The sequence below is a fragment of the Streptomyces sp. NPDC017991 genome (assembly GCF_044328075.1).
Classification (GTDB): domain Bacteria; phylum Actinomycetota; class Actinomycetes; order Streptomycetales; family Streptomycetaceae; genus Streptomyces.
On sequence record NZ_JBIRGP010000001.1, the window covers coordinates 159,216 to 184,284 of the forward strand.

A 25,069-nucleotide genomic window follows, 5' to 3' on the forward strand; every position below is an offset into this window, starting at 1 on the left:
AGGCCGCGGCCAGCCGCCCGCCGGTCGACATCCGCTCGGCCACGGGTCGGCCACGGGTCGACATCCGGTCGCGGGTGACCGCAATCCGACGTACCGCCGGCGGTCCCTGCCAGAACCCTTGACAACGATGTCAGACGCGTGATCTAGTCCGCTTCCAGCCAGCCGGATGCCGTCGATTGCGCTGCGAGGGGGGCTCAACGCGATGACCTGCGCACCGCTTCCTTCCCGTGCCGAATTCCCGCGCCCGAGGCACACACATACATGAGCGCCGGCCCCATCGGGCCGGCGCTTCTTTCCGTGCGCAGCACCTGAAGAGTGAGGAACAGGAGACCGCTTCCATGCACAGACCCCTCCACCGATTGCGTAACCGCGCATCAACAGTCCTCGCCGCACTGCTCGTGGCCGGCGGCGCGCTGGCTCCCGTGCCGGCCGTCGCCCAGGCACCCGCGGCCGCCGCTCAACCGACCTCCCTGGTCAACCCGTTCATCGGCACCCAGAACTTCGGCAACACCTTCCCCGGCGCGAGCGCCCCCTTCGGCATGGTCCAGGTCAGCCCCGACACCGGCGGCCAGGGCGGCTACGACTACCAGCAGGACAAGATCCACGGATTCAGCCAGACCCACCTCTCCGGTGTCGGCTGCTCCGTCATGGGTGAGCTGCCGATCATGCCGACGACCGGGGCGGTCGACAGCGTCGACCCGGACTCCTACCGGTCGTCGTTCTCGCACGACGACGAGGACGCCGAACCCGGTTACTACCGCGTCGGGTTGAAGTCGTACGACATCGACGCAGAGCTGACCGCCACCTCCCGCACGGGATGGCAGCGCTACACCTTCCCGTCGACGGACCGCGCCAACGTCCTCTTCAACACGGGCAGGGCCAACCAGAAGGTCTACAGCTCGGAAGTGCACGTCGTCGGCGACCGGACCGTCGAGGGCCGTGTCGAGGCGGGCAACTTCTGCGCGGGCAAGGACAAGCACACCGTCTACTTCACCGCGACCTTCGACAGGCCGTTCGCCTCGCACGGCGCCTGGCGCGGGACCACTCCCACCCCCGGTGAACGCGACGCGGCCGGCGAGGGCGAGAACGGCGCCTGGGTGACCTTCGACGCCGACGCCGACCGTGACGTCGTCGTCAAGGTGGGGCTCTCCTACACGGGCGTCGAGGGCGCCCGCAAGAACCTGACCGCGGAGACGCAGGACTCGTACGACTTCGACGCCACGCGTGCGGCGCTGCACACGACCTGGGAGCGGCAGCTCGACGCGGTCAGGATCGGCGGTGGGTCGGCCGAGCGGCAACGCGCGTTCTACACCGCCCTCTACCACGCGCAGTTGCACCCGAACCTGGCCGGAGACGTCGACGGCCACTACGCGGGCTTCGACGGGAAGAACCATCTGGCGTCGGGGTTCACGCCCTACCAGAACCTGTCGCTGTGGGACACCCACCGGCCGCAGAACCAGCTGCTGCAGATGCTGCAGCCGAAGGTCGCCCGTGATGTCGCGCTGTCGGTCGTCGCGATCGGGCGGGACGGCGGCTGGCTGCCGCGCTGGTCGCTCGCCAACAGCGAGACCAACATCATGACCGGCGACCCGGTGACACCCTTCCTGGTCGAGGCGTGGTCCAAGGGCCTGCTCGCGGGCCACGAGAAGGAGGCGTACGCGCTGCTGAGGAAGAACGCGGTCAGTACGCCACCGGCCGACTCCCCCTACAACGGCCGTGCGGGAGTGGACGCGTACCAGAAGCGCGGCTACATACCCAGCGGGCTGGAACCGGGGAAGGACTGCGCGGACAAGGGCGGTGACAACGACTGCCGCCATCCCGCCTCGGCGACCATGGAGTACGCGGCCGCGGACGCGTCGCTGGCGCTGATGGCCAAGGGACTGGGACACGGTGCGGACGCCCGGATGTTCGCGGCGCGCGGCCAGTGGTACCGGAACCTGTGGGACTCCTCCATCCAGCAGTTCCGGCCGCGTACGACCGACGGCACCTGGCTGACGCCCTATGACCCCGTCGAAGCGGGTCACCAGTTCCACGAGGGCGGCGCCTACCAGTACCAGTGGCTGGCGCCCCAGGACCCGGCCGGGCTCGTCTCCCTGATGGGCGGCAAGCGCGAGACCGAGAAGCGGCTCGACTCCTTCTTCGCCTACGACAAACTCCTCGCCGACCCTGCCAAGACCGCTCGCGAGGACTGGATCTCGGCACCGTACGACTACTACGGGAAGCCGACCTACAACCCGAACAACGAACCGGACCTGCACGCCCCGTACATGTATCTGTGGGCCGGCGCACCCGCCAAGACCGCCACCGTGGTCCGCGCCGCGATGACGCTCTTCACGGACGGGCCCGACGGCATGACCGGCAACGACGACCTGGGCACCATGTCGGCCTGGTACGTCTTCTCCTCGCTGGGCCTGTATCCGACGACGAACGGCGGTGACTTCCTCGCCGTCTCCAGCCCGCAGTTCCCCTCCGCGGTCATCCGCGTCGGCGCCTACGGGAACAAACAGGGCGGCACCCTGACCGTCAAGGCACCGGGGACGAGCGACGCCCAACGCTATGTGAAGCAGGCGAAGTTCGGCGGGAAGAACCTGCGCGCCACCTGGCTGGACTGGGACGCGGTCGCCAAGGGCGGAAACCTCGCCTTCGAGATGACCGGCAAGCCGTCGGCATGGGGTACGGGCAAGGGCGCCGAGCCGCCGTCCGTGAACCGCGCCGCAGCCGATGCGCGCCGGAACCTCGACGCGTCGCTGCGTACCGCTTCCGACGTTCTGCCGACGTCCGACAGCGCGCAGAACGTCCGTCTGAAGCTGGACGTGCTGGGCCAGTCCCCCGGCACCCTGCGGGTGGGCGTCGACGCGAAGGCTCCCGGCGGCTGGACCGCGAAGACCTCGGAGCCCTTCTCCCTCACGTCCCGCCGTCTTCCGGTCCAGCGGACCGCGACAGTGGACGTGAACGTGCCGGCCGGGACCGCTCCGGGTTCGTACACCGTGCGGATCACGGCGGCGGCGAAGGGGGTGAAGAGCGTGGAACGGGTCGCGACCATCGAGGTGCGCGCCGCGGCCCGCTGCACGCCGGACATCGACGGGCAGTGTGCCGTGGACCTCGGCAAGGAGGTGAACCACGACGGAACCGCGACCGTCGCGGCGTCCGACCAGGGCGACTTCGACGGAGGCGGCTGGAGCTTCGACGGTGATCTGCTGCCCGCGGCGGGTCCGGTCGTCTGGGGCGGCGTGACCTACGACGCTCCCGATCCGTCCGGCACGGCCGAGAACTTCGTCGAGGCCCGCGGTCAGTCCATGCTGCTCCCCGCCGGGTCGTACGGCGCGCTGCGCGTGGTCGCCGTGGCCCACCACGGCCCGGTGACGACCGCGCTGACCGTCCGCTACACCGACGGAACCACCGCCGAGGTGCCCGTCCCTGTGGGCGACTGGGCGGGATCGACTCCGCAGGGCAGTTCCGTGGTGCTGGAGATGCCGCACCGGATCAAGCGCGGGCAGGGTGTGGACGGGCCGCCGGTGCGTCTGTTCGGTGCCTCGGCGGACCTCGACGCGTCGAAGACGGTGCGTTCCATCGGCCTGCAGAACGATCCTCGGGTGCAGTTCTACGCGATCACTCTCAAGTAGGACTCCGTCTCAGGTAGGCCAGGTAGGACTCCGTACCTTCGCCGGCCCACGTTCCCGATCGGGAGCGTGGGCCGGCGTGTTGCCGTCCTTCGTGAAGCGCGCCGCCGCATGAGTACCTCCACTCATGACACCCACTGCCGAAGGCCTCAGAATTCCTCCATGCCCATGCCCATCTCCATGCCCATCTCCAGGTCCAGGCTTCTCAGGCGGTCGGCCGCCGCGGCAGCCCTCGTCGCGGCCACCATGACCGCGTGCGGCACCCAGCAGAGCGGTCAGTCGCAGTCGGCCAGCCCCCAAGTCTCGTATCCTCCTCGGCCGAAGTGCGCGCAGCCTGCGGAAGAGCCCGCGGATCCCCCCACCGCGCTGCCGTCCTCGCCCCGTCCGAGTGGGGATGGCGATCGTTCGGGAGAGCGGTCGGGAGAGAACGAGGACCGCCCTCCCCACTACGCCGAGAATCACGCCTACCGCATGCAAGGGTCTCTGTCCGAAGGCAAGCGCGCCCAAGGAGAAGCCTCGGCCGGGCTCATCCGGAGGGAACTGGAGAAAGTCCGGGAGGAGGGCGGTTCCGGCGCGTACGGCGTCTTCAGCGAGCAGCGGATCGCGGCGGCGCTGAAGCGTCTCGGCTGCGGCAAGGAGCACGGTGTCTACATCGGGAACGGGTTCTACAGCGTCCACACCGGAGTCGTGTGCGTGTCCGGTCATGTGACGAAGGACGAGTTGACCAGCGAGGTGCACGGCGCCTACGCGGAGCCTCAGCCCGGAACAGGCCCCTGTGTCGAGAACCGAGGGGGCCACTGACCGCCTCGCCTCTCGTCGAGAGCGCGGAGCACCGGGAACGCCCGACGCCGGAAGAGGCGGTGCGGGAGGTCATCCGTGTGGCATCGCTGTGGCCGAGATCCGCTGTGCCCGTTCGTCAAGCAGCAGCCGGTCAGGAAGATGTTTTTCCGCCAAAAGGAAGTCGTGCTTCGCCTGCGGCAGATGGTTCTTGCGCACTTCCGAGGCGCGATGAAGCATGGATGACCGGGCTGCCGCGGAACGTCGGAACTGAGCGTCGGATTCGGGCGGACGGGCACACCTCACTCCCTCCCCGTACACATGCGTGCGCGCCCCGAAGCGGCCGGATGAGGCCGGCGAACTGTCTGGAGGTCCTCGTGTTGGAGTCTGCCGCCCGAGTGTTCGCCCGCCTCAGTACCGACGAACCCCCCACGAGAACCCGGACGTTGATGGGCAAGGCCGTGGTGCTCGGCGGGAGTCTCGCCGGGCTGCTGGCCGCACGGGTGCTCTCCGACCATGCCGAGAGCGTGGTGATCATCGAGCGGGACTCGCTGCCCCCGGCCGCCGCCGCACGGCCGGGCACCCCGCACGACGGGCAGTTGCACACCCTGATGCACGGCGGCCGGATGCAACTCCAGCGGCTGTTCCCGGGCTTCGAGGAAGAGGCGAGGGCGAGCGGCGCGATCGTGTCGTCGCCGTACACCATCCGGGCCTACGCGGACGGCGTGCCGAAGGTCAGCGACGGCGCGATGGGGCTGATTTCGAGCAGCAGGCCGTTCCTGGAGGCGCTGGTACGCCGCCGCACCCTGGCCCTGCCGAACGTGAAGGTGCTCACCTGCCGCGCGATCGGCCTGGAGTTCCACGGTGGTGCCGTGAGTGGTGGGGGCGTCGGCGGCCGTGCCGTCAGCGGGGTGCGGTGCGGCCCGGTCACCCGCCGCGGGGCCGCCTCCGGGACCGGAGGCGGCGAGTGGGTCGAGGACGCGGACTTCGTCGTCGACGCGATGGGGCGCGCGAGCAAACTGGGTGACTGGCTGGAGAAGGCGGGCTGGGAACGGCCCGCGATGCGCCGGATGGCCATCGACATCGACTACGCGACCGGCTACTTCCGGCGTACCACGAGCGACCCCGAACTGGCCGCTGCCATCGCCTACCGCACTCCCACCGCGACCCCGCCCCGGGTGGCGAGCGGCGCGATCACCGCCATCGAGGACGACCGCTGGCTGATCACCCTGGCCAACTACGGTAAGCAGCCTCCGATCCGGGACGTGGACGAGTTCCGGAAGCTGTGCGGCGAGCTGCCGCCCGTGTACCGAGAGGCGGTCGAGGGCGAACAGCTCGGCGACATCCTCACCTATCACCAGGCCGACAGCCGGCGCCGCGACTACCACCTGTTGAAACGGTTCCCGGCGCGGCTGATCAGCGTGGGTGACGCGGTCGCCTCGTTCAACCCGATCTACGGACAGGGCATGTCGTCGGCGGCCCTGCACGCGTCCGCCCTCTCCCACCACCTGCGCTCGGCGCCGGACCTGCGCAGGCCCGCCCGCTCCTTCTTCGCCGACCAGCGTGTCGTGGTGGACGCGGCCTGGCAGATATCCACCGCCGCCGATCTGGCCCGTCACGACGTAGATGGCCCCTACCCACGCGGATACCGCCTCACGAAGTGGTTCGCCGAGCAGATAGCGGAGGCCTCCATCACGGACCGGGAGGTCGCCGTACGGTTCAACTCCGTGACCTATATGCGCAGCCATCCCAGTTCCCTGGCCGCTCCCGCCACTCTGCTGCGCGCACTGCGGGTGAACCGCTCGTCCAGGAAGCCGCGGCGCGAAAGGGGTTAGCCGAAGTGTTCGCCTCACTGGCCCGACTCGCCTGCCGCCGCAGCAGACTCGTCCTGTACCTCTCCGGAGTCCTGCTCGTCGTCGCGGGTGCGCTCGGCGGGAGCGTGCTCCAGGAACTGTCCGCCGGAGGGTTCGTCGACGACTCGACGGAATCGGCGAGAACCGCGAAGGCGATGGACGACAGATTCGGGGCGGGAGCCCCGGACCTCGTCCTCCTGGTCTCCGACGAGCGAGGTGTGGACTCCCCCGCGGTCGCCGCCGCGGGCGCGCGGCTCACCACCCGGGTGGCCCGTGAGCCGGGGGTCGAACAGGCCGTCTCCTACTGGTCGTTGGGCAAGGCCGAACCGCTGCGCGGCAAGGACGGACGGCAGGCCCTGGTGATGGCCCGGATCTCCGGCGACGAGGACCAGGTGCAGGACACCTTCGAACGGCTGGAAAACCGCTACCGGCACACACCCCAGGGGCTGGACGTCCGGGTGGGCGGCAACGCCCTCGCCGACAAGGAGATGTCCGAGACCACGGAGAAGGACCTCGTCAAGATCGAGGCGGTGACCTTCCCGGTCCTGCTGATCGTGATGCTGTTCGTGTTCCGCAGTGTGGTCGCCGCCGTGGTGCCGCTGCTGGTCAGCGGGCTCACGATCCTGTCCGTCCTCCTGGTCATCCGTGTCCTGACCCTGTTCACCGAGGTCTCCGCGCTGGCGAGCAACGTCGCCACGGGACTGGGGCTCGGCCTCGCCATCGACTACAGCCTGATCCTCATCAAGCGCTACCGGGAGGAACGGGACCGGGGCGCCGGGACCGACCTGGCGATCACCCTGATGCTGCGTACAGCGGGCCGTACCGTGCTGTTCTCCTCGGTGACGGTCACCCTGGCGCTCGCCGCGCTGCTGGTGTTCCCGTTCTACTATCTGCGGTCGTTCGCGTACGCCGGGATCCCGACCGCCCTGCTCGCCGCCCTCGTCTCGCTCACCTTCCTGCCCGCGCTGCTGAAGGTGCTGGACCACCGCATCGAGAAGGGGCGGCTCCCCGGCCGTCGCTCCGCGAAGGCCGGGGCACAGGGAAGCGGCGGGCAGGAGGCCGGGGAACGCCCGGCCGAGGAGGGATTCTGGCACCGGCTCGCGATGGTCGTCATGCGGTTCCCGCTGCCGGTCGCCGGCGCCGTCGTCGCGCTTCTGCTGCTGCTCGGCGCGCCCTTCCTCGGTCTGCGGCTGAGCCTGCCGGACGAGCGGGTGCTCCCGGCCGACAGCCAGGCCCGGCAGGTCGGTGGCGTCATCCGGGACAACTTCCGGGCGCAGGAGACCCAGGCGCTCAATGTGGTCCTCAGCGACACGCCTGCACCCGGCGCCCGCCAGGTGGCCCCGTACGCCGAGCGGCTGTCCGGGCTCGACGGGGTGGCGCGGGTGGACAGCGAGGCCGGGACCTTCGCCGGAGGCCGGCTCGTCCAAGAGCCGTCGGTCCACTCCGCGCGGTTCGGCGCCGAGGACAGCACCTACCTGTCCGTGGTGCCGCGCGACCAGTCGATGTCGGAACAGGGCCGGCAGCTGGTGGAACACCTGCGCGGCCTCCCGGCCCCGTACGCCGTGCAGGTGGGCGGACCCGCGGCGGAGCTCACCGACTCCATCGACTCGATGAACGCCCGGCTGCCCGCCGCCCTGGCCGTGATCGCGGTCAGCTCCTTCGTGGTGCTGTTCCTGTTCACCGGCAGTCTACTGCTCCCCCTCAAGGCACTGGTCCTCAACTGCCTGAGCCTGAGCGCCACACTGGGCGTACTGGTGTGGGGGTTCCAGGAAGGCCATCTGCGGGGCGTCGTCGGGGACTTCGTGGTGACGGACTCGATCACCTGGACCGTGCCCCTGTTGCTGTTCTGCCTCGCGTTCGGGCTGTCGATGGACTACGAGGTGTTCCTGCTGTCCCGTATCAAGGAGGAGTACGACAGAACCGGCGACAACACGGCGTCGGTGGCCCGCGGGCTCGAACGCACCGGCTCGATGATCACGGCCGCGGCGGTACTGATCTCCATCGTGTTCCTGGGCTTCCTCATCTCGGGCATCGTCTATCTCAAGGCGATCGGACTCGGACTCGCGCTGGCGGTCCTGATGGACGCCACCCTGGTACGGGGCCTTCTGGTGCCCGCGTTCATGCGGCTGGTCGGGAAGGGCAACTGGTGGGCGCCGAAACCGCTGCGGGCGCTGCACGCCAAGGCCGGCCTGCGCGAACATCAGGACCCGCGCGCGCGTCGGGCGTGACCGGGGACGGAGACACCCCCGGACACGCCCGACGTGCGCCTGCGGGCGCGGGTCAGTCAGTCCCGTGCCCGCGCCGCTCGCGCCTGCGCCTCCGCCTCCGCCTTCAGCAGGGCGTTGGGCGTGATCTCGATGTAGGCCGCCTCCTCGTAGACCGTGGCGACCGTACGGTCGTAGAGCTTGCGGCCGGTGCCGTAGGCGCCCGCGATGATCCGCGCGGCTGCCGGCTTCTCCTCGGCCGGCAGGATGCGCGCCGTGCACGCGAGGACCGCTCCCTTCGGCTTGCCCCGGATGTTGGACGGCGCGAACAGGACCTGCGGGTTGTTCCGCATGCGCCGCACCTTCCAGGAGTCGCAGCCGGTCCGCAGATACGCCCGGCCGTCCTTGAGGCCGAACCACATCGCCGACGGTACGGCGTCACCGCTGCGCTTGTAGGTGACGAGCAGGGCGAAGCGACGCCGCTTGAACTGCCGCAGATCCCCCGGGCCGTCGGGCGTCTCCGTGACGTGCCAGGTCACCGGGTCCCGCCACGAGTCGTACATGCGCAGGACCCGCTCTTCCCACCATTCCTTGCTCAGCAGACGCGGCACGTGTGCCTTCCTTCCTTGTCGGCCCTGTTCAGACGCTGTCGCCCAGGTCTTCGGGGAGCAGCACCACGCGGCCCGGGGCGCCCGCACCCTCGCGGCCCTCCAGCATGCGGTGGGCGCGGGCGGCCTCGGTCAGCGGAAGCCTGGCCCGGACCCTGCCCTTGAGGCGGCCCCGCGCCAGTTCGCGGTTGATGTCCTCGGCGGCCTCGGCCAGTTCGGCCGCGGACGCGTTGCTGATGACGAAGCCGCGCACGCTGATGTCCCGGGTGTACACGGCTCCGACGGGCAGCACGGCGCGTACCCGGAGCCCGGCCGTGAGCACGACGCGAGCGCCCCGTGCGAGCAACGGGAGGGTCGTCTCGAAGTCGTGGTGCCCGGAGCAGTCCCACAGCACGTCCACTCCGCCGGGCGCCAGGTCACGGACCGCCTCGGGCGTTTTCGGGTCGTCGCGGTCGAGCACCTGGTCGGCTCCGCGGGCGCGGCACCACTCGGCGTTCTCGGCACGGTCGACGACGACGACCCGCGCACCGGCCGTGGCGGCGAGCTGGACGACGGCGCTGCCGACCCCGCCTCCGCCGCCCTGGACGAGGATCGTCTCGCCCGCTTGGAGGCGGGCGGTGCGGAACAGGCCGAGATGCGCGGTGGCCGCCGTGTGCAGTACGGCCACCGCGCGCTCCGGATCGACTCCGGCGGGCAGGGGATACAGCCGGTCCACCGGGACGGCGGCGTACTGGGCGAACGAGCCCTGTCTGCCGTCGTGGCCGAGGCTGTTGCACCACACGCGGTCACCGACGGTGAACGGACCGGCGGGCACGGCGACGCTGCCGACCAGGTCCCGCCCGATCACGAAGGGAAAGGGCACGTCGGTCGCGTACGCACCGGAGCGGACGAAGGTGTCGACGTGATTGGCGGCCACCGCGTCGACGCGGACGAGCGCTTCGTCCGGGCCGGGGACGGGCCTGGCCAGCCGGCCCACGCGGATGTCGTCCGCTCCGCCGAAGCCCGTGACGTAGGCCGCCGCCATGTCGGCGTTCGCTGCCTCCCTCATGCCAGTACGAAGGCGAGGGCCAGTCCCAGGCAGCCCAGGTCGACCGAACTGAGCCCGATGAACCTCGCCTTGCGCCACTCTTCCTTCGCGGCGCCGAAATAGAGCTGTACGGCGTGCAGGACGACGACCGGTACGACCGTCAGTGCGAGCAGCGGGTCGAACCGGGTGATGGTGAACAGCAAGGTCAGCAGGGTGACGCTGGCGACGAAGAGCAGGGACAGGAAGACCTTGAAGCCGCCGAGCGGCAGCAGCACGGCCATGGTGTGCCGGGACACCTCGGAGTCACCCTCTTTGTCGGAGGCGTTCCCGTAGGACACGATCAGCAGGAACCACACCCCCACGAGGGCCGCGGTGAACAGCGCTTCGGCGGTGACCTGGCCGGCGACGAGCCAGTACGGCACCAGGCCTATGCAGCCGATCACGTAGAAGATGGTGACTTCGAGACCGCCCGGCAGATAGCTGAGCTTCAGGCCGGTCGAGTACTGCACCGAGGCGATCTGGCCCACGAGCATCACCAGGACGGCTGCCAGCGGCGCCCTGCCGTCCAGGGTGAAGACGGCGATGAGTCCCGCCGCGACCGCGATCACCCACATCACGACGCCGAAGCGGACCGCCTCCGCCTCCGTCAGCACCCCGGTGAGCAGGGGTTTCTTGGCGACGGTGCCGGGTGGCCGGCCCGCGTAGTTGCGGGCGTCGCTGCCGTCCCGGAAACCGCCGAGGTCGTCGGCGGCGCCCCCGCTCCACTGGGTGGCGAGCACCATCAGCAGGAGCAGGGCGAGCGCGGGCGCGGTGTCGCTTCCCACGTGGCCGTCCAGGCGCAGCAGGAGCAGGGCGAGGATCCACCCGTAGGCGTGGTGATAGATCCGGACCTTGCCCAGCCTGACGTATCCCATGGCCTTCGAGGCCGTTGAGCTCTTGGTGGCCCCGGACGCGCTGGTGGCGGTCATACGAACGCTCCCTCAAAGACGTACGGAACGGCTCTGGCCGGCCGGGCGCCGATCGGCCAGCGTCTTCTTCAGCTGCTCCCGCTGGATCTTCCCGGTGACGGTCCGGGGAAAGTCGCGGTCGGGGACGACGACGGGTTCGGCCATCTTCGGCAGCCGGCCGGCCGCGGACGCCCAGGCGCGCTGCCGGAACTCGGTGCCGGGGCGCAGCGACAGGACGGGCTGGAGGGTTCCGTCCATCTCCAGGACGACCAGTTCCAGGAACTCGGGGAACTTCTCCAGCAGGATGTCCTCGATGCCGATGCCGCTGATGGCGCCGGAGACCTTGTCGACCTGGCGGTCGATGAGGGTGATGCGGCCGGTACGCGACTTCGCTCCCCAGTCGCCGGTGTCCCACCAGCGGTTGTCGGGGTAGTTCCGGGAGGTCAGGTCCGGCCGGTTGATGTAGCCGGAGAAGACGCCGGGGGTGTTGACCACCATCCGGCCGGGGGTACCGGCCGGTACCGTGCGCCCGGAGTCGTCGACGATACGGACCCGGCAGAACGGGAAGTGCTGGCCCGCGGGGTGCCCGCGCAGCAGCTTGGACCGCTGGATCCGGCGCAGTGCGCGGGTCGCCCTCTGCATCCCCTTCAGATGGCTTCGGATGGCAATGGGGCCGGTCTCGTTCTGTCCGTACACCTCGACGCAGACGGCGAACCGGTGGGCCGAGCCCGCGAGCAGGGCGCCGACCGTGTCGGGGTGGATGACGTCGAACCCGGCGCCGAAGAAGCGGATCGAGCGGAACGCGCCGCCGGGCGCCAGGTGCTGCCAGGAGCGGAAGGTGTTGGGGTGGGTCTCCAGGTAGACGGGGCGGTGGCGCTTGAGCATCCGGTCCACGTTGTCCGGTGAGTCGTCCTGCAGCAGCAGGAGGGGCGCCCGCCGCATGAGCGCGGCGAGGATGCCGACCACGGTCCGGCCGTGCACCGGGGAGATGACCAGGGCCAGATGTCCGTCCAGGCGGGACAGCCAGTGGATGACCGCCTGCACCCGGGCGTTGAACCGGATGCTGGCGCTGGAGCACTCGGCCAGTTTGGGGGTGCCGGTGGTGCCGGAGGTGTGGACGATGACGTACGGCGCGTCGGAGGCCACCTCGCGGCGCCGGGAGATCCGTCGGTGGCCCGGGAGTTCGGCGGCGATGTCGCGCCAGTCGACGAGGCGGCCGATGTCCGGGAAGGTCTTCTCGCTGGTCGCGAGCCGGTCGTCGGTGGCGATCACGGCGGTGATCCGGGAGACGTTCTCCACCATCGAGGCGGCGACGGGGCCCGGGAGGGTCGGGCTGAGGAGGATGGGCACGGCGTCGAGCGCGGTGATGGCCGCGTAGGCGACGATGATGTCGGTCGGGGACTCCAGCCAGACGACGCACCGCTCCCCCGGGACGACTCCGCGGGAGCGCAGCGCGGTGGCGGCCCGCGCGGCGGCGTCCGCTATCTCGCTCGGCGCGATCCGCTCGTCCTGGGCGGCGACGATGATCGGCTGATGGTCGACGATCCAGGGCTCGGCGTCGCTGGGCAGAGCCAGCAGCTTGTCGAAGATCAAGGGTGGCCTCTTCTCGGGCTTGTGGGACGAGCGACGGGTGGCGGCCTCACGACGAGGGCGCGTCCGGTGCCAGGTCGGGGATCACAGGGGGACGACCTCCAGCAGTTCGTAGACCACCGGCCCTTCCGGCTCCTCCACCGTTGTGGTGTCGACCGTCCGCAGGCCCTGTCCCTCGGCCGCCGCCAGCTCTTCGAGTTCGGCGCGGCCGGCGCGGCTGCTCAGCGCGATCAGCACCCGCCCCTCGGGCGCCACATGGTGCCGGGCCTCGCGGAAGTACCGTCGGTGCGCGTCGTATCCGGGATCGACATAGGCCAGCTCGTGGACGTTGATGGCGAGTTCGGGCGGGGCCCAGACGTTGTTGGAGTGCCAGTAGACGACGTCGGAGGCGGGTGCGTCGCGCAGGCCGTCGAAGAGGTCGCTCTCGACGCTGGTCACTTTGTCCGCGACGCCGAAGCGCTCCGCGTTGAGCGCGGTGTTCCGGACGGCGGCGGGGTTGAGGTCGGTGGCGTGGACGGCACGGCAGCCGGCGAGTGCGGCGCTGACGGCGATCAGCCCGGTGCCGGAGCCGATCTCCAGGAAGGTGCCTCCGACCGGGAACTTCAGCAGATCGAGATGGACCAGGCTGGACTTGGAGTCGGCCGGGGAGAACACGTCCGGCAGCAGGGTCCAGTATCGGCCGCGCAGTTCGATGTCCGTCTGCTGCCGTACTTTCGCCCGGCTGGCTTCGCTGCGCATGAGGGGCTGGGTGTAGTCGTACATTCAGCGCTCCGCGGGGGTCGTGGCGTAGTTCTCGATGTCGAAGCGGGCCAGGTCCTTGCGCAGCCTCTTGGTGGACCAGGGCCAGGTGACGAAGTTCTTGCCCTTCTCGTCGAGGTAGACGCTGGTGCATCCGCCGTTGTTGTAGACGGTCGAGGCGAGACCGCGCTGCACCTCGTCGTTGAACGAGCGGAACGGCTCGGGCCGGATCTCCAGGGCGTCGAGGCCGCGGTCGCGTGCGGTGCGTATCGCGTCGACGATGTAGTCGAGCTGGGCTTCGGCGAGCGCGAGCAGCGAGTTGTACATCACGATGTTCGGGCCGAGCAGCAGATAGGCGTTGGGAAGGGCGGGCAGGGTGGTCGCCCGGTAGGCCTCGGGGCTGTCGACGGCCCAGGTGTCGGCGAGGGTTCTGCCGTCGCGCCCTATGATCCGTTCGGCGATCGGCGGGTGGCGCAGCTCGAAACCCGAGCCGAGGACGATGACGTCCGCTTCGGCCCGCTCGCCGTTCGCGGCGACGAGTTCGCTGCCCTCGACGGCGACGAGGGCGTGCGGGACGAGCTGGACGTTGGGCCGGGACATGGCGGGCAGATAGGTGTTGGAGAGCAGCAGCCGTTTGCAGCCGATGGTGAAGTCCGGGGTGAGCCGGGCACGCAGTTCCGGGTCGGGCACCTGGCGTTTGAGGACGCGTGTGCCGACCGGGGTGAGCAGCCGGGCGACACGCGCGCGGCGCATGAGGAGCGCGAGCGTCTTGAGGGCGGTGTCGCAGATCCCGCGGAACAGCCGCTGGGTGAACGGTACGTGCCGGAAGAGCCGTTGGACGGCCCGCGGGACCCGGAAGTCGAGCCGGGGCATGACCCAGGCGGCGGTGCGCTGGAAGACGTAGAGCTCGCGTACCTGCGGCTGTATCTCGGGGACGAGTTGGACGGCCGAGCAGCCGGTGCCGATGACGGCCACGCGCTTGCCGGTCAGGTCCACGTCGTGGTTCCAGCGGGCCGAGTGGAACATGGGGCCGGGAAAACCGTCCAGTCCTGGCAGGTCCGGGACGATCGGCTCGTGGAGGAGGCCCGAGGCGAAGACGACGTGCTGGGCGGTGTGGCGTCCCCGGCTGGTCTCCAGCACCCAGCGCCGGCGCTCCTGGGACCAGGACGCTTCGAGCAGTTCGGTGCCCAGGAGCAGGTTCGGGGCCAGGCGGAACTTCTCGACCGTGGCCTCGATGTAGGACAGCAGCTCGGGCTGGCCGACGAAGTTCCTGCTCCACTCGGGATTGGGGTTGAAGGAGAAGGAGTAGATCGGCGAGGGAATGTCTACGGCGCAGCCCGGATAGGTGTTCTCCCGCCAGGTCCCGCCGACCCGGTCGGCCTTCTCCAGGATCAGGAAGTCCGTGATGCCGCCGCGTCGCAGTTTGACCCCTGCGGCAATTCCCGATAATCCCGCGCCGATCACGATGACATGCGCGTATCGTTCCCCGGCCGGATCCGGGGTCGCGTCCGGATGGGCGTCCGGGGTCGCGTCGTTCGCCGATACGGGCATGGGTTTCCCCTTGTCGTCGACCTGTGCGCGGATTGCGTTCCGAGGCTATCCGGTTTCGCCGCGTTCCAGAATCGCCTTGCTCAACCGCAGTTCGCGCTCGACGGACGTGGGCAGTGTGCGCCTGAGCACCGGGTCGAGCATCCACCGGGTGAAGGGATTGAAGCGGAAGGAAATCATCCGGGTGGCCCGGATCCCGCCGTCCACGGGCTCGCAGGAGAACCGTGCGCCGAATTCCGCCATGCGGTGGTTGAACTTGTTGAGGGGCAGCGGGGCCAGCTGGATGTCGATGCTCTTGCCAGGCGTGAGCCGCATCTGGGCAATTGCCTTCGGCTCCGGAAGGGGCAGACCGGGCAGTCGTGGCTGGAACTTGAACTCGGTGAGATTGCCGTCCCTGCGCACCCAGGAGATCGCGCCGATCTTGTCGTCGACTTCGATGTAGCGCTCGACGTCCAGCACAAAGCCGAGAAAGGCTTCCGGTGTACAGGCGATCGTCTGTTCTTTCTCCACCTTGACCATGCCGTCACACTACCGGCTTGACAGCTTGCGCTCCTTCCGCGTGTCTCCACTCTTTTCGGTCGACCCAAAAGATCGCGTCACAGGATTCATAGATAGGCCCGGGCGTGCAGCACGGCCAGTTCGGCCAGTTCACCTTCGGCGATCAGTTCACCTCCGGCAGGCATTTCGCCTCCGGCGATCAGTTCACCTCCGGCAGGCATTTCGCCTCCGGCGGTCAGTTCACCTCCTTCGGTCGATGCGCTCGACGCGGTCGGTGCGCTCAGTACGGCCGGGCTGCCGCGCACGCGCCGGGTCGCGACCCGGCACCATTCCAGCAGCGGGCCGCGCAGCACATCGGTGGCGTCGGGCGGGCCGATCACGTGTCCGGTGCCGTCGCGCTCGGTCAACTCCAGCCGCAGGTTGCGCCCTTGGGGCCGGTGCACGCGGGCCACGGCCAGGGCGTAGTGCAGGGTGGAGTGGCCCAGGACGGCGATCCTGCGCAGCCGCGGTGTCTCGTCCACCGAAAGTCCCAGCGCGTCACGGATGTCGAGGCCGTGCGCCCAGTGCTCCATGAGCCGGGCGGACGCGAACGTCTCCGCGGTCATGCCGAAGCCCCAGGCCACGCGGTCCTCGGGGGCGCGCTCGGCCAGCAGCCGGCGGGTTCTCGCGGCGGCGCGGTCCCACCACGCGGTCAGTTCACCGGGCGGGAGGCCGTCGCCCCGGCGGCAGCCGGCGGCGGTGAAGTCCTCGGCCGTCGCGTAGCGGGGCACGGTCTTCGCGAACGCGCGCGGCCCGTCGGCCAGGGTGTCGGCGGCGACCTCCTCGGTGTCGGCCAGATGCGCCACCTGGTCGGCGACGGTCCAGCCGTCCGCCGCCGAGGGCCGCCGCCAGTCGGCGTCCTGGAGGGCCCCCAGCAGTTCGGCGAACTCCCGCTGCTCGTCGGCCAGACCGGCCAGTGCCTCCTGCACGGGGATCACAGCACGGCCACCGTTCCCGCCGAGCCGTCGACCGCGAGCGGGCGCCCCGAACCCAGGCGTGCCAGCGCCGCGGCGCCCACGCCGGTCACACAGGGCACCCCCAACTCGCGGGCGACGATGGCCGCGTGGCACAGCATGCCGCCCTCGGCGGTGACCAGTGCCGCCGCCTCCGCCATCAGCGGGACCCAGTCCGGGTCGGTGTGCTCCGTCAGCAGCACCGCGCCGGGCTCCCAGCGCGGATCGTCCACGTCCCGCAGCCGCAGGCCCCGCGCGGTGGCCAGCCCGCCGGAAGCCGCGATGCCGCGCACGACCTGCTCACCGTCGTCGGCACGCCCGTCGGAGCACTCGTCGGCACGCTCATCGCCGGGCTGATCGCCGCGCTGGTCACCGCGCTGGTCACCGGGCTGGTCGCCGGGCTGGTGGGCCCGCTCGCCCGGCGCCTCGCCCAGCGCGGCCGTCATCGGACGGAACTGGAGCCACAGCAGCGTCCCGTCGAGCTGCGCGAACTCCAGGTCGGCCGGGACGCCGAGTGCTTCCTGCAGCATCGCGCACGCCGTGCCGACGGGCTGTCCGCCGCTCTCCCACGCGTCGGCTTCCGATCCGGCGGTACGGCCCTCGGGCGTCCACTCCTCCCAGGCGGGCGTGACGGCACCGGAGACCAGCGTCTCCCCGCTGCCCGCGGTCCACTCCAGACGTCCCCGGCCGGGCCCGCGGCCGAGCCAGAGCCCGCTGCGTACCGGAGGACGGAACGGCTGGAGCAGCACCGCCATCTCCACGTCGGGGGACCCGGCGGTCGTCCGTTCCCGGTAGGCGGCGACCCGGCCGCTGTGCGCCGAGGCCCGGACGGCGGCGATCGCCTCGGCCAACTCCCCCGCCGGGACGTCGAGTTCGCTGCGGAACAGACCGGCGTAGCTCAGGCCGGTGCCGTCCTCGACCGTGGCCGAGCTGCGCACCGCCCAGCGCGGCGCCACGGCCGCGAGCCGCGCCAGTGCGGCGGCGGTGGGGTCGGCGCCGACCGGTACCACCCAGGTGTCGGGGATCACCGCCCCGACCCGCAGCAGCGCGGCGAGCCCCACGGCCTTGCCGCCCAGCACGCTCCGGTCACGGTCTCCGACATCCCCGACATCCCCGAGGTCGCCGGTGAGCCGCAGCAGCGCGTCGGCGCCGCTCATCGTGGTGTCCTGGCACGTTCCTCGGTATCCCGCTCGATCTTCAGCGAGACCAGCAGATCGCGGTGCAGCTCCATCCAGACATCGTGGTACGAGTCGCAGAGCACGCCGGTGAACGCCTGCTGCTCGCCCCCGCGCAGGCGGGCCAGTGCGCGGGTGAGTCCCTCGGTGTAGCGCCCGAAGCGCGGGCGCACGGCGGTGAACCGGTCCACGACCGGCATGGACTCCTCGTGCAGCGCGCCGAGTTCGTCGAGCCGCGCGCGGTCGTACGCGGGATCGGTGTGGTCGTTGGCCGTGCCGTCGCGGAGCTGCCAGCGGGTGCACAGCTCCTTGAACCGGTCGTTCAGGGGCAGGAAGAGCTCGTACCCCGGTCGCAGCCGGGCGAGGGCGTCACCCGTGACGCCCTCGTCGTGGTCGGTGGGGTCCTCGTCCGTGAGGTCTTCGTCGAGCAGCGCGGCGTGCCGGTCGCGTCCCTCGGGCGTGACGCGCCACAGACCGCGCCGCTCCAAATGGGTGGCGAGCCCGTCCGCCCGCAGCTTCTCCAGTTCGGCGAGCACGTCCTCGCGCGCGTACCGGCTGCCCGTCACCAGTAGGTCGGTGGCGGCCATCCCCTTGAGGGCCAGCACGTGGAGCACATCGAACGCGGCGGTCTCGGGAAGCACGGCATCTCCCGTCGTCGTGGTCGGGCGGTCGTCGGGCACGGGGCGTCAGGAGGCGCGGTCGGCGCGCAGTTCGTCGAGGAGTCCGACGAGGTCGCCGACGGTCACGATCCCGGCGGTGCGGGGGTTGTCCACCAGCGCCACGCCGAAGCGTTCCTCCAGGGCGAGCAGGATCTCCAGTGTGGCCAGCGAGTCGACCCCGAGATCCTGGACGATCCGGTCGGCCGGCCGCAGGTCCCGCTGGACACGTTTGACCTTGGCGTAGATCTCCTCCAGTGCCGTGAGCGTCTCGCTGGGCGTCGAAGTGTGGTCAGGAACGGTCAAAGATGTTCACCTCTCCGGTACTGCCGTTGATGGAGACGGCCGTGCCCGCGGGCAGGGAGGCCGCTCCGGGGTAGCCCACGACGCACGGAATCCCGTACTCGCGGGCGAGGATGGCGATGTGCGACAGGTCGCTGCCGCGTTCGCTGAGCACGCCTTCGGCGAAGGGCAGCAGGGGGGCGATGTCCGCGTCCGCCGACGAGCAGACGATGATCACCGGTTCGTCGGGGAGGTCGTCCTGCGGGGCCATCACCGTGCCGGTGCCGATGCCCGGCGCCACACCGCGCTGTTCCTGGGGTGTCGTGCTGAGCCACGGCCGCATGACGTCGTCGCCGGCGCTCAGGTCGAGGTGTTCGGGCATCGGGGTGGCGAGCGCCGCCCGGCAGGCCTCGACACGCGGGCGGGCCCGTTCGATCCGTCCCGGTGAGGCCGCCAGGTCCGTGAACTCCCGCAGTGTCAGATACGGCCACAGCCGCTCGGCGTCCTCGCCGAGTGCGGTCGCCAGCGCCGGGAGCAGCCGCCGGTAGACGTGCAGGGTGCGCATCGCCAGCGACTTGGAGTGCTCGCGTCCGGCCATCATCTCGCCGACCGCGACCGCCAGGGCCCGTACGGTGCGGCTGCGCCACGGGGACACCATCCCGGCCAGCGCCTCGGCCGGGTCGATCGGGGCCACGGCGGCCCCGGCGCCGCCGCTCGCCACCTGCTTGTGCCGCACCGCGTAGTCCTGCCAGGGGGCCAGTCCGTCGGCGACCTCGTAGAAGGACGAGGACAGGAAGTCGCCCGGCCCGTAGGGGTCGAGGGTGGCGGCGGCGGTGTGCAGCCGGTCCCAGACCAGTTCGCGGGGCCGGGTCAGCCAGTGCGCGATCTCCTCGCCGTGCCGCAGCAGCTTGCCGTAGACCCGGCGTTGCAGTGCGCGCACCGGTACAAGACCGGAGGTGGTGAGGATGTGCACCGCCCATGCCTCCTCCAGGACGGGCCGCGCGTCCCGCAGTACCCCGGCCAGGGCGATCGGGCTGTTCGCGGTGGTCGCGGCGCGCAGCCCCCACTCCAGTTCGGCGACCTGTTCCTCCAGGGCGCGCAGCCGCGGTCCGGCGTCCCGCATCTCCCGCAGCAGTCGGGCGGAGCCCGCCAACTGGCGGGTGCGCCCGGAGCGCAGGGCGGTGAGTTCCGCCGGGGAGTCGACGCCCTCGAAGTAGGCGTCGGTGACGTCGCTGGGCCGCAGTCCCGGGATGGACGCGGACAGATGACAGTACGCGGCCAGGTTGTGGTAGGGACGGCAGCCGAAGTAGCCGACGAAGACGTAGTGGCCGCCCTCGGCCCAGGCGGGGCGGCCCCACAGCCGTCGTGCCAGGGCCCGGGTGCCGCGTTCCATCGGATCGCCCACCAGTGACCAGGACATGGGCGAGAGCCGCTGGGGGGCCACCTCGCCGAAGTTGCCCGCCGAGTAGACGGTGAAGTACGGGTGCGGATCGGTGTCCACCGACGCGGGTCGCCCGGTCATGTGAGGGCCCTCCTCTCCGTGCCTGCCCGTAGGGCCTCGCCGGTCGCGCCCAGGTAGTCGGGGTCGGGTACCGGCCAGGGCTCGGGTATCTCCTTCAGGACGTCCACGTCCAGGTCGAGCCAGGGCTCGGCGTAGTCGGCCAGTTCCCGCGGGGTGCCCACGCGTTCGCCGATCAGCCGGGTGAACCGGCCCAGCGGCGCGGCCTCCACGATCTTCGGTACGACGCCCCAGGGCCGGCACACCTCGGTGAAGACCTCGCCGAGGGTGGGCAGCGCCGGGTCGAACCAGGTCCAGGTGGCCCGCCCGATGGGGGTGTCGAGGGCCTTGAGCACGATCTCCGCAGCCGAGGACACGTCGGTGACCCAGCAGGGGAAGTCGCCCCGGCGGGCCAGGTGTACGGGATAGCCCGCGAGCAGGTGCGGGAACGCCATCGGCAGTCCGTGCCGGGTGTCGGGGCGTCCGCCGCGCGGATCGGGTCCCAGCACCGGCCCGAAGCGGACGACGCCGACGGGCAGGTCGGGGGTGTCCCGTACGAGGCGTTCGGCGCAGTACTTGCCGTACTCGTACCAGTTGCGGAACCGCTGGCCGGTGTACAGCTCGCGGTTGGTGATCCGGCCCTCGGACCGGCCGAGCGCGAGCAGCGAGGAGATGTGCACGGCCTGCCGCAGGTGCGGGAGTTCGCGCAGGAAGGCCAGCGCCGAGCGGGTCCCGGAGCTGTGGGTCTCCAGTACCTCGCCGGGTCCGGAGGTCCAGGAGACCGAGCCGAAGCAGAGGACGACGTGGGTGGTCTCCGCCCGGACCCGGGCCAGGTCCGCGGCGGACAGGCCGAGCCGTGGCAGCCGTACGTCGCCGCGTACCCCCTCGCCGTCGGTGGTGCGGCCGGTGCGCGACAGGACCCGGACCGTGGCGCCGGAGCGGACGCACGCCTGTGCCACGGCCGTGCCGAGGAATCCGGAGCCGCCCAGGATCAACACGTTCATGCCAGGAACCTCGACAATCCGCGGTCGGCGGGGGCCAGGGGCCGCTGGGGCTCCGGCAGATCGAACAGCAGCCGGGCGAGCAGTTCCGTGGAGGGTTCGGGCAGTGGCCCGTCGACGAGCTGGGCCAGCCGTCCGCGTTCCATCACGCGGTCCAGACCGATGTAGCGCAGTCCGATGAGGCTGTTGCGCCAGGCCGGGGACAGGGGCAGGAAGCGTTCGGCGTTGGCCGAGATCCACAGCACCTGTTCGGCGGAGGCGGGCACGAGCCGGACCCATTTGCCGAAGGCCAGGGGGGAGAGGGCACGCGCCGTCTCCAGCAGGGCCCGCAGCGTCGGGGCCCGTTCGCCGGCCGAGAGGTGGGTGATGACGGGTTCGGGGTGCGGTCCCGAACGCCGCAGGCCGGCCACCGCGTCCAGCAGCGTCCCGGCGGCCAGGTCGCGCGGCAGGACGTCGACCTTGGCTCCCCGCATGGCGGGCAGGACCCGGCCGGGCAGTTCGTCCCACCGTTCGGCCAGCAGGTACAGCGAGTTGCGCTTACGGGTGGCGCCGGTACGGGAGTCGCCGAGCAGTGCGGCGACCCGGCTGATGAGGATGTCGGGGTCGCCGGGGCCGTGCTGCCGCTCCAGTTCCCGTTCGGCGAGCCACTTGCTGTGCTCGTACGCGGTGCGGTGGCGGTCGGGGGCGAGCGGCGTCTCGGCGATGCGGCCGAGGGTGCCGCCCACGACGTAGATCGAGGACGCCTGGACGTAGGCCACGCGGCGGCCGGAGCGGCGTTGCAGCTCACGGGCCACGTCGTAGCCGTTGCGGGCGCCCAGCACGTTGACGGCGTACAGGTCCCGTCCGCTGCCCGCCCAGTTGGTGTCCCCGGCGAGGTTGACGACGGCGTCGACGTCGTTCGCGAGGTCGTCCAGGTCGGCTTCGCCGAGGCCCCAGAGGGGTTCGCGGACGTCGCCGGTGACCCTGGCGGCGGCCAGTGACGGGAACGCCCGCTCGAAGGGGACCTGGCCGGGGCGGGCGGGACGCACGAGCGGCACGATCGCGACACCGCGCTCGGGCGCGATCCCGGCGACCGCCGTGCCGAGTTGTCCGGTGATTCCGGTGAGCAGCAGTTTCATCCGAGGTCGACACTCTCGTCGTAGGCGGCGTCGTCGGGGACCAGTCCGCCGGCGACCAGTTCCCACAGCATCTCGTCCGTCCCGCCGCCGATCCGGGCCAGCCGGGAGTCGCGCCACATGCGGGACATCGGCGTCTCGTCCTCCAGATAGCCGGGGCCGCCGAACAGGTGCATGCACTCGCTCGTCGCCTCGGCGACGAACCGGGCCGCGGTGGTCTTGAGCGCCGCGATCTCCCGGGTGCCGCACGCTCCCGGCACCGGTACGCCCTGGGCGGCGGCGTAGACGGCGAAGCGCAACGTCACGAGCCGGGAGGACAGTTCGGCCAGCCGCAGCCGCAGGGCCTGCTGCTCCATGAGCGGTCCGCCGAACTGCTCGCGGCGCTGGAGATGGGCGGTGGCGAGGCCGATGGCGCGGGCGGCGCCGCCGACGGCCTGGGCGGCGATGGAGAGGCGTTCGTGGTTGAGCCCCCAGGTCGCGACCAGCAGTCCGCTGCCCGGCCGGCCGACCAGTGCCTCTTCGGGCACCTCGGCGTCGACCAGCATCCAGGTGGTGTCGAGCGCGGCGGTGCCGGCCTTGCTGAGCCGCTTGCGCGGGGTGAGTCCGGACGCGGGGACGGCGAGCAGCCCGAGGCGTCCGGCGACCGGTCCGGCGCCCTCGTCGAGGCGGCACAGCAGCAGGGCGATGTCGCACACCAGGCCGAGTGACAGGTATTTCTTCTCGCCTGTCACGTGCCAGCCGCCGGGGGTCCTGCGGGCCACGGTGCGCACCCCGTTGAGGTCCGAGCCGCCGGTCGGCTCCGAGGCGCCGAGGCAGCCCACGAGCCGCCCCTCCAGCGCCCGGGCCCGGTATTCGGCGAGCAGGGGGGTGTCGCCGTAGCGGGTGAGGACCGACAGGACCGTCTCGCAGTGCAGGCTGAGCCCGACCGACAGGCCGGCGTGTCCGAGCCGGCCGCTCTCCTCGGCGATGATCACCGCGAGTCCGGGGTCGCCGTACGGTTCGGCGGCGTCGGCCTGCGCCCAGCGCTCCCGGAAGAGCCCGGCGGCGCCGAGTCCGGCCAGCAGCTCCCGGGGGAACAGGCCCTCGGTCTCGGCCTGTCGGGCGACGGGTTGGAAGGTCTGCCGCAGCAGTCCCGCGACCCGTTCGCGGGCCTCCTCCACGCGTTCGCCGAACGGTCCCGCCGCGAACAGGCGGGAGGTCCGCGCCGGTGTCCTGGCCGGTGTGTTCGCCTGCGTGTCCACCACACTCACGAGTCGCCGCGCTCCTTCAGTTCGCCCGCCAGGTACGCCAGCCACAGCGAACGTCGGCGGGGTTTGCGGCTGGAGGTCAGGGGGATGGTCCCCCGCTTGACGGACAGCACCTCGGCCCGTCCCGCGTCGCCGGTGAACGACGTGACGACCGACAGCACGTCGTCCAGCCGGTCGCCCAGGGGACGTTCGGTGACCACCAGCACGCGCGGCTCGCCGCGTACGACTCCGGCGACGACGGTGGCGTGGCGCTTGGAGACGGCTCCGGAGGCGACGAGTTCCATCTCGATGTCCTCGACGAAGACGTTCTGGCCGTTGATCTTCACGCTGTCGCCGAGCCGGCCGATCACATACAGCTCGCCGTCCAGCAGGAATCCGGCGTCGCCGGTGTACAGCTTGCCGTCGCCCAGCCTGGCCAGGTCCTCGGGGGTCGCGTCCGCGTAGCCCTCGGCGACCGAGGGGCCCTGGACGAAGATCTCACCGAGGACGCCCTCCGGTTGCGGGCTGCCTTCCTCGTCCAGGATCTCCACGCGCGCGCTCTCCAGCGGTGGACCGCAACTGACCTGCCAGTTCCAGGGTTCGGCGACCGGCTCGGTGCCGAGTACGGCGCTCTCGCGCACATCCAGCTTCTCGCCGAGGCGCCGCTCAAGGCCGCCGACGCGCACCAGCCGGGGCAGGTCCCCCTTGCCGACGCCCGTGACCGCGAGGGTGCCCTCGGCCAGACCGTACGCGGGCATCAGCGCCCGGACGTCGAAGCCGTACGGGCCGAGCAGCGCGGCGAACCGGGCCAGCACCGCGGGGTCGATCCGCTCGGCGCCGCTGACGACGGCGGTCAGCGCGGAGAAGTCGAGGCCCTCCAGATGCTGGGGTCGGACCGTCGCCAGCACCCGCTCGAACCCGAAGTTGGGCATGCACATACAGGTGTACGGGGTGCGGCCGTACTCGGCGAGCCAGCCCGGGGTGTCGCGGACGAACTGCTCGGGGCGCATCAGGGCGTGCTCCACCTGGAGGGTCAGCGCGCCCAGCAGCCCGCCGACCAGACCCATGTCGTGGTAGAGCGGCAGCCAGGTGACCGCGCCGTGGCCGACCGGGTCCATCCAGCTCCCGATCATCCGGAGGTTGGCGGCCAGGTTGGCGACCGAGACGCGCAGGGCGCGCGGGGAGCCGCGGGAGCCGGAGGTGAACTGGAGGACGGCGAGGTCGCCCCGGGCGCGCGGCGCCTCGTCGGGGCGGTCGGCGTACCGCGGCGCGATGACCTCGGTGCCGCCGCCGATACGGGCCACGTTCTCCGCGACGATGTCGTGGTAGCGGGGGTCCGCGACGGCGTGACGCGGGTGGATGCGGGCGGTGATGGCCTTCAGCTGGCTCTGGTAGCCCTCCCCGGCCCGCAGGGCGAGCGGCAGGGGCAGCACGGACGGGGTGGCGCCGATCGCCAGCAGCCCGAAGAACTGGGTGACGAAGTCCTCCCCGCCCGGCACCACCAGCGGTACGACGTCGCCCGGACGCACCCCGGCGTCGGCGAGCGCGGCGCCGGCTCCCAGGGTCCGGCGGGCGAGTTCGCGGTAGGTGAGCCGCTGCCAGGAGCCGTCGTCCAGCCGGAACCGCATCCCCCGTTCGTCGGACGGGGCGTCCAGCCAGCCGAGCAGCCGCTCGTGGTCGGCCGTCTTACGCTGCGACAAGGTGACCTGCCCCC

Annotated in this window: 20 protein-coding genes; 4 read left to right on the forward strand and 16 right to left on the reverse strand. The window is 71.2% G+C overall.

All coding sequences use genetic code 11. The features are described 5' to 3' along the window. Positions 1-338: 338 nt before the first annotated feature. From ACH4DZ_RS00780 to ACH4DZ_RS00795, 4 genes are all read left to right on the forward strand, one after another. Entirely contained in the window at positions 339-3,623 is a 3,285-nt protein-coding gene (locus tag ACH4DZ_RS00780; protein ID WP_398284706.1) for a GH92 family glycosyl hydrolase, read from the forward strand. Between the two features lie 468 nt (positions 3,624-4,091). Next, the gene (locus tag ACH4DZ_RS00785; protein WP_398284707.1) at positions 4,092-4,421 is read left to right on the forward strand and encodes a hypothetical protein; all 330 of its coding nucleotides are present in this window, start codon (positions 4,092-4,094) and stop codon (positions 4,419-4,421) included. Between the two features lie 353 nt (positions 4,422-4,774). Continuing rightward, positions 4,775-6,232: an FAD-dependent oxidoreductase gene (locus ACH4DZ_RS00790; RefSeq protein ID WP_398284708.1), complete on the forward strand. Its 1,458-nt coding sequence runs from the start codon at positions 4,775-4,777 to the stop codon at positions 6,230-6,232. Positions 6,233-6,237: 5 nt separating this feature from the next. Further along, a complete protein-coding gene (locus ACH4DZ_RS00795) occupies positions 6,238-8,478 on the forward strand; it encodes an MMPL family transporter (RefSeq protein ID WP_398284709.1) in 2,241 nt (746 codons plus the stop codon). A 56-nt stretch (positions 8,479-8,534) separates the two neighbouring features. Here ACH4DZ_RS00795 and ACH4DZ_RS00800 read toward each other — a convergent pair whose 3' ends face one another. The 16 genes from ACH4DZ_RS00800 to ACH4DZ_RS00875 form a co-directional block, all read right to left on the reverse strand. After that, positions 8,535-9,065 carry a PPOX class F420-dependent oxidoreductase gene (locus tag ACH4DZ_RS00800; protein WP_398284710.1) on the reverse strand — a complete coding sequence of 177 codons (531 nt, stop codon included), beginning with the start codon at positions 9,063-9,065 and terminating at the stop codon, positions 8,535-8,537. Positions 9,066-9,093: 28 nt separating this feature from the next. Then, complete coding sequence (locus ACH4DZ_RS00805) at positions 9,094-10,110, reverse strand: NADPH:quinone reductase (protein WP_398284711.1); 1,017 nt, start codon at positions 10,108-10,110, stop codon at positions 9,094-9,096. After that, positions 10,107-11,057 (reverse strand): UbiA family prenyltransferase, encoded by a 951-nt coding sequence (locus tag ACH4DZ_RS00810; RefSeq protein WP_398284712.1) that lies wholly within the window; start codon positions 11,055-11,057, stop codon positions 10,107-10,109. The genes ACH4DZ_RS00805 and ACH4DZ_RS00810 overlap by 4 nt, the downstream gene beginning before the upstream one ends. Positions 11,058-11,069: 12 nt before the next feature. Then, entirely contained in the window at positions 11,070-12,629 is a 1,560-nt protein-coding gene (locus ACH4DZ_RS00815) for a class I adenylate-forming enzyme family protein (protein ID WP_398284713.1), read from the reverse strand. A gap of 81 nt (positions 12,630-12,710) precedes the next feature. Next, the gene (locus ACH4DZ_RS00820; RefSeq protein ID WP_398284714.1) at positions 12,711-13,388 is read right to left on the reverse strand and encodes a 50S ribosomal protein L11 methyltransferase; all 678 of its coding nucleotides are present in this window, start codon (positions 13,386-13,388) and stop codon (positions 12,711-12,713) included. After that, on the reverse strand, positions 13,389-14,915 hold the full coding sequence (locus tag ACH4DZ_RS00825) for a flavin-containing monooxygenase (protein ID WP_398284715.1): 1,527 nt from the start codon (positions 14,913-14,915) through the stop codon (positions 13,389-13,391). It lies immediately after the preceding gene. Between the two features lie 45 nt (positions 14,916-14,960). After that, positions 14,961-15,431, reverse strand: a complete 471-nt coding sequence (locus ACH4DZ_RS00830) for an SRPBCC family protein (RefSeq protein WP_398284716.1) — start codon at positions 15,429-15,431, stop codon at positions 14,961-14,963. Between the two features lie 86 nt (positions 15,432-15,517). Further along, on the reverse strand, positions 15,518-16,387 hold the full coding sequence (locus ACH4DZ_RS00835) for a maleylpyruvate isomerase family mycothiol-dependent enzyme (RefSeq protein ID WP_398284717.1): 870 nt from the start codon (positions 16,385-16,387) through the stop codon (positions 15,518-15,520). Next, entirely contained in the window at positions 16,384-17,559 is a 1,176-nt protein-coding gene (locus ACH4DZ_RS00840) for a PEP-utilizing enzyme (protein WP_398284718.1), read from the reverse strand. Before ACH4DZ_RS00840 ends, ACH4DZ_RS00835 begins: the two co-directional genes overlap by 4 nt. Further along, complete coding sequence (locus ACH4DZ_RS00845) at positions 17,556-18,218, reverse strand: hypothetical protein (RefSeq protein ID WP_398284719.1); 663 nt, start codon at positions 18,216-18,218, stop codon at positions 17,556-17,558. Before ACH4DZ_RS00845 ends, ACH4DZ_RS00840 begins: the two co-directional genes overlap by 4 nt. Positions 18,219-18,263: 45 nt before the next feature. Beyond that, positions 18,264-18,539 carry an acyl carrier protein gene (locus ACH4DZ_RS00850; protein WP_398284720.1) on the reverse strand — a complete coding sequence of 92 codons (276 nt, stop codon included), beginning with the start codon at positions 18,537-18,539 and terminating at the stop codon, positions 18,264-18,266. After that, on the reverse strand, positions 18,526-20,037 hold the full coding sequence (locus ACH4DZ_RS00855) for a PEP-utilizing enzyme (protein ID WP_398284721.1): 1,512 nt from the start codon (positions 20,035-20,037) through the stop codon (positions 18,526-18,528). Before ACH4DZ_RS00855 ends, ACH4DZ_RS00850 begins: the two co-directional genes overlap by 14 nt. Next, positions 20,034-21,017 carry an SDR family oxidoreductase gene (locus tag ACH4DZ_RS00860; protein ID WP_398284722.1) on the reverse strand — a complete coding sequence of 328 codons (984 nt, stop codon included), beginning with the start codon at positions 21,015-21,017 and terminating at the stop codon, positions 20,034-20,036. The genes ACH4DZ_RS00855 and ACH4DZ_RS00860 overlap by 4 nt, the downstream gene beginning before the upstream one ends. After that, the gene (locus ACH4DZ_RS00865) at positions 21,014-22,132 is read right to left on the reverse strand and encodes an SDR family oxidoreductase (RefSeq protein WP_398284723.1); all 1,119 of its coding nucleotides are present in this window, start codon (positions 22,130-22,132) and stop codon (positions 21,014-21,016) included. Before ACH4DZ_RS00865 ends, ACH4DZ_RS00860 begins: the two co-directional genes overlap by 4 nt. After that, on the reverse strand, positions 22,129-23,379 hold the full coding sequence (locus ACH4DZ_RS00870; protein WP_398284724.1) for an acyl-CoA dehydrogenase family protein: 1,251 nt from the start codon (positions 23,377-23,379) through the stop codon (positions 22,129-22,131). The genes ACH4DZ_RS00865 and ACH4DZ_RS00870 overlap by 4 nt, the downstream gene beginning before the upstream one ends. Further along, positions 23,376-25,055, reverse strand: a complete 1,680-nt coding sequence (locus ACH4DZ_RS00875; protein ID WP_398284726.1) for an AMP-binding protein — start codon at positions 25,053-25,055, stop codon at positions 23,376-23,378. The genes ACH4DZ_RS00870 and ACH4DZ_RS00875 overlap by 4 nt, the downstream gene beginning before the upstream one ends. Positions 25,056-25,069 lie beyond the last annotated feature (14 nt).

What these genes read in the sequence shown, in the direction of transcription:
- ACH4DZ_RS00830 (WP_398284716.1), bottom strand. Translation starts at nt 15,431, where the DNA reads ATGGTCAAGGTGGAGAAAGAACAGACGATCGCCTGTACACCGGAAGCC.
- ACH4DZ_RS00785 (WP_398284707.1), top strand. Translation starts at nt 4,092, where the DNA reads ATGCAAGGGTCTCTGTCCGAAGGCAAGCGCGCCCAAGGAGAAGCCTCG.
- ACH4DZ_RS00780 (WP_398284706.1), top strand. Translation starts at nt 339, where the DNA reads ATGCACAGACCCCTCCACCGATTGCGTAACCGCGCATCAACAGTCCTC.
- ACH4DZ_RS00865 (WP_398284723.1), bottom strand. Translation starts at nt 22,132, where the DNA reads ATGAAACTGCTGCTCACCGGAATCACCGGACAACTCGGCACGGCGGTC.
- ACH4DZ_RS00810 (WP_398284712.1), bottom strand. Translation starts at nt 11,057, where the DNA reads ATGACCGCCACCAGCGCGTCCGGGGCCACCAAGAGCTCAACGGCCTCG.
- ACH4DZ_RS00860 (WP_398284722.1), bottom strand. Translation starts at nt 21,017, where the DNA reads ATGAACGTGTTGATCCTGGGCGGCTCCGGATTCCTCGGCACGGCCGTG.
- ACH4DZ_RS00820 (WP_398284714.1), bottom strand. Translation starts at nt 13,388, where the DNA reads ATGTACGACTACACCCAGCCCCTCATGCGCAGCGAAGCCAGCCGGGCG.
- ACH4DZ_RS00825 (WP_398284715.1), bottom strand. Translation starts at nt 14,915, where the DNA reads ATGCCCGTATCGGCGAACGACGCGACCCCGGACGCCCATCCGGACGCG.
- ACH4DZ_RS00855 (WP_398284721.1), bottom strand. Translation starts at nt 20,037, where the DNA reads ATGACCGGGCGACCCGCGTCGGTGGACACCGATCCGCACCCGTACTTC.
- ACH4DZ_RS00805 (WP_398284711.1), bottom strand. Translation starts at nt 10,110, where the DNA reads ATGAGGGAGGCAGCGAACGCCGACATGGCGGCGGCCTACGTCACGGGC.
- ACH4DZ_RS00840 (WP_398284718.1), bottom strand. Translation starts at nt 17,559, where the DNA reads ATGAGCGGCGCCGACGCGCTGCTGCGGCTCACCGGCGACCTCGGGGAT.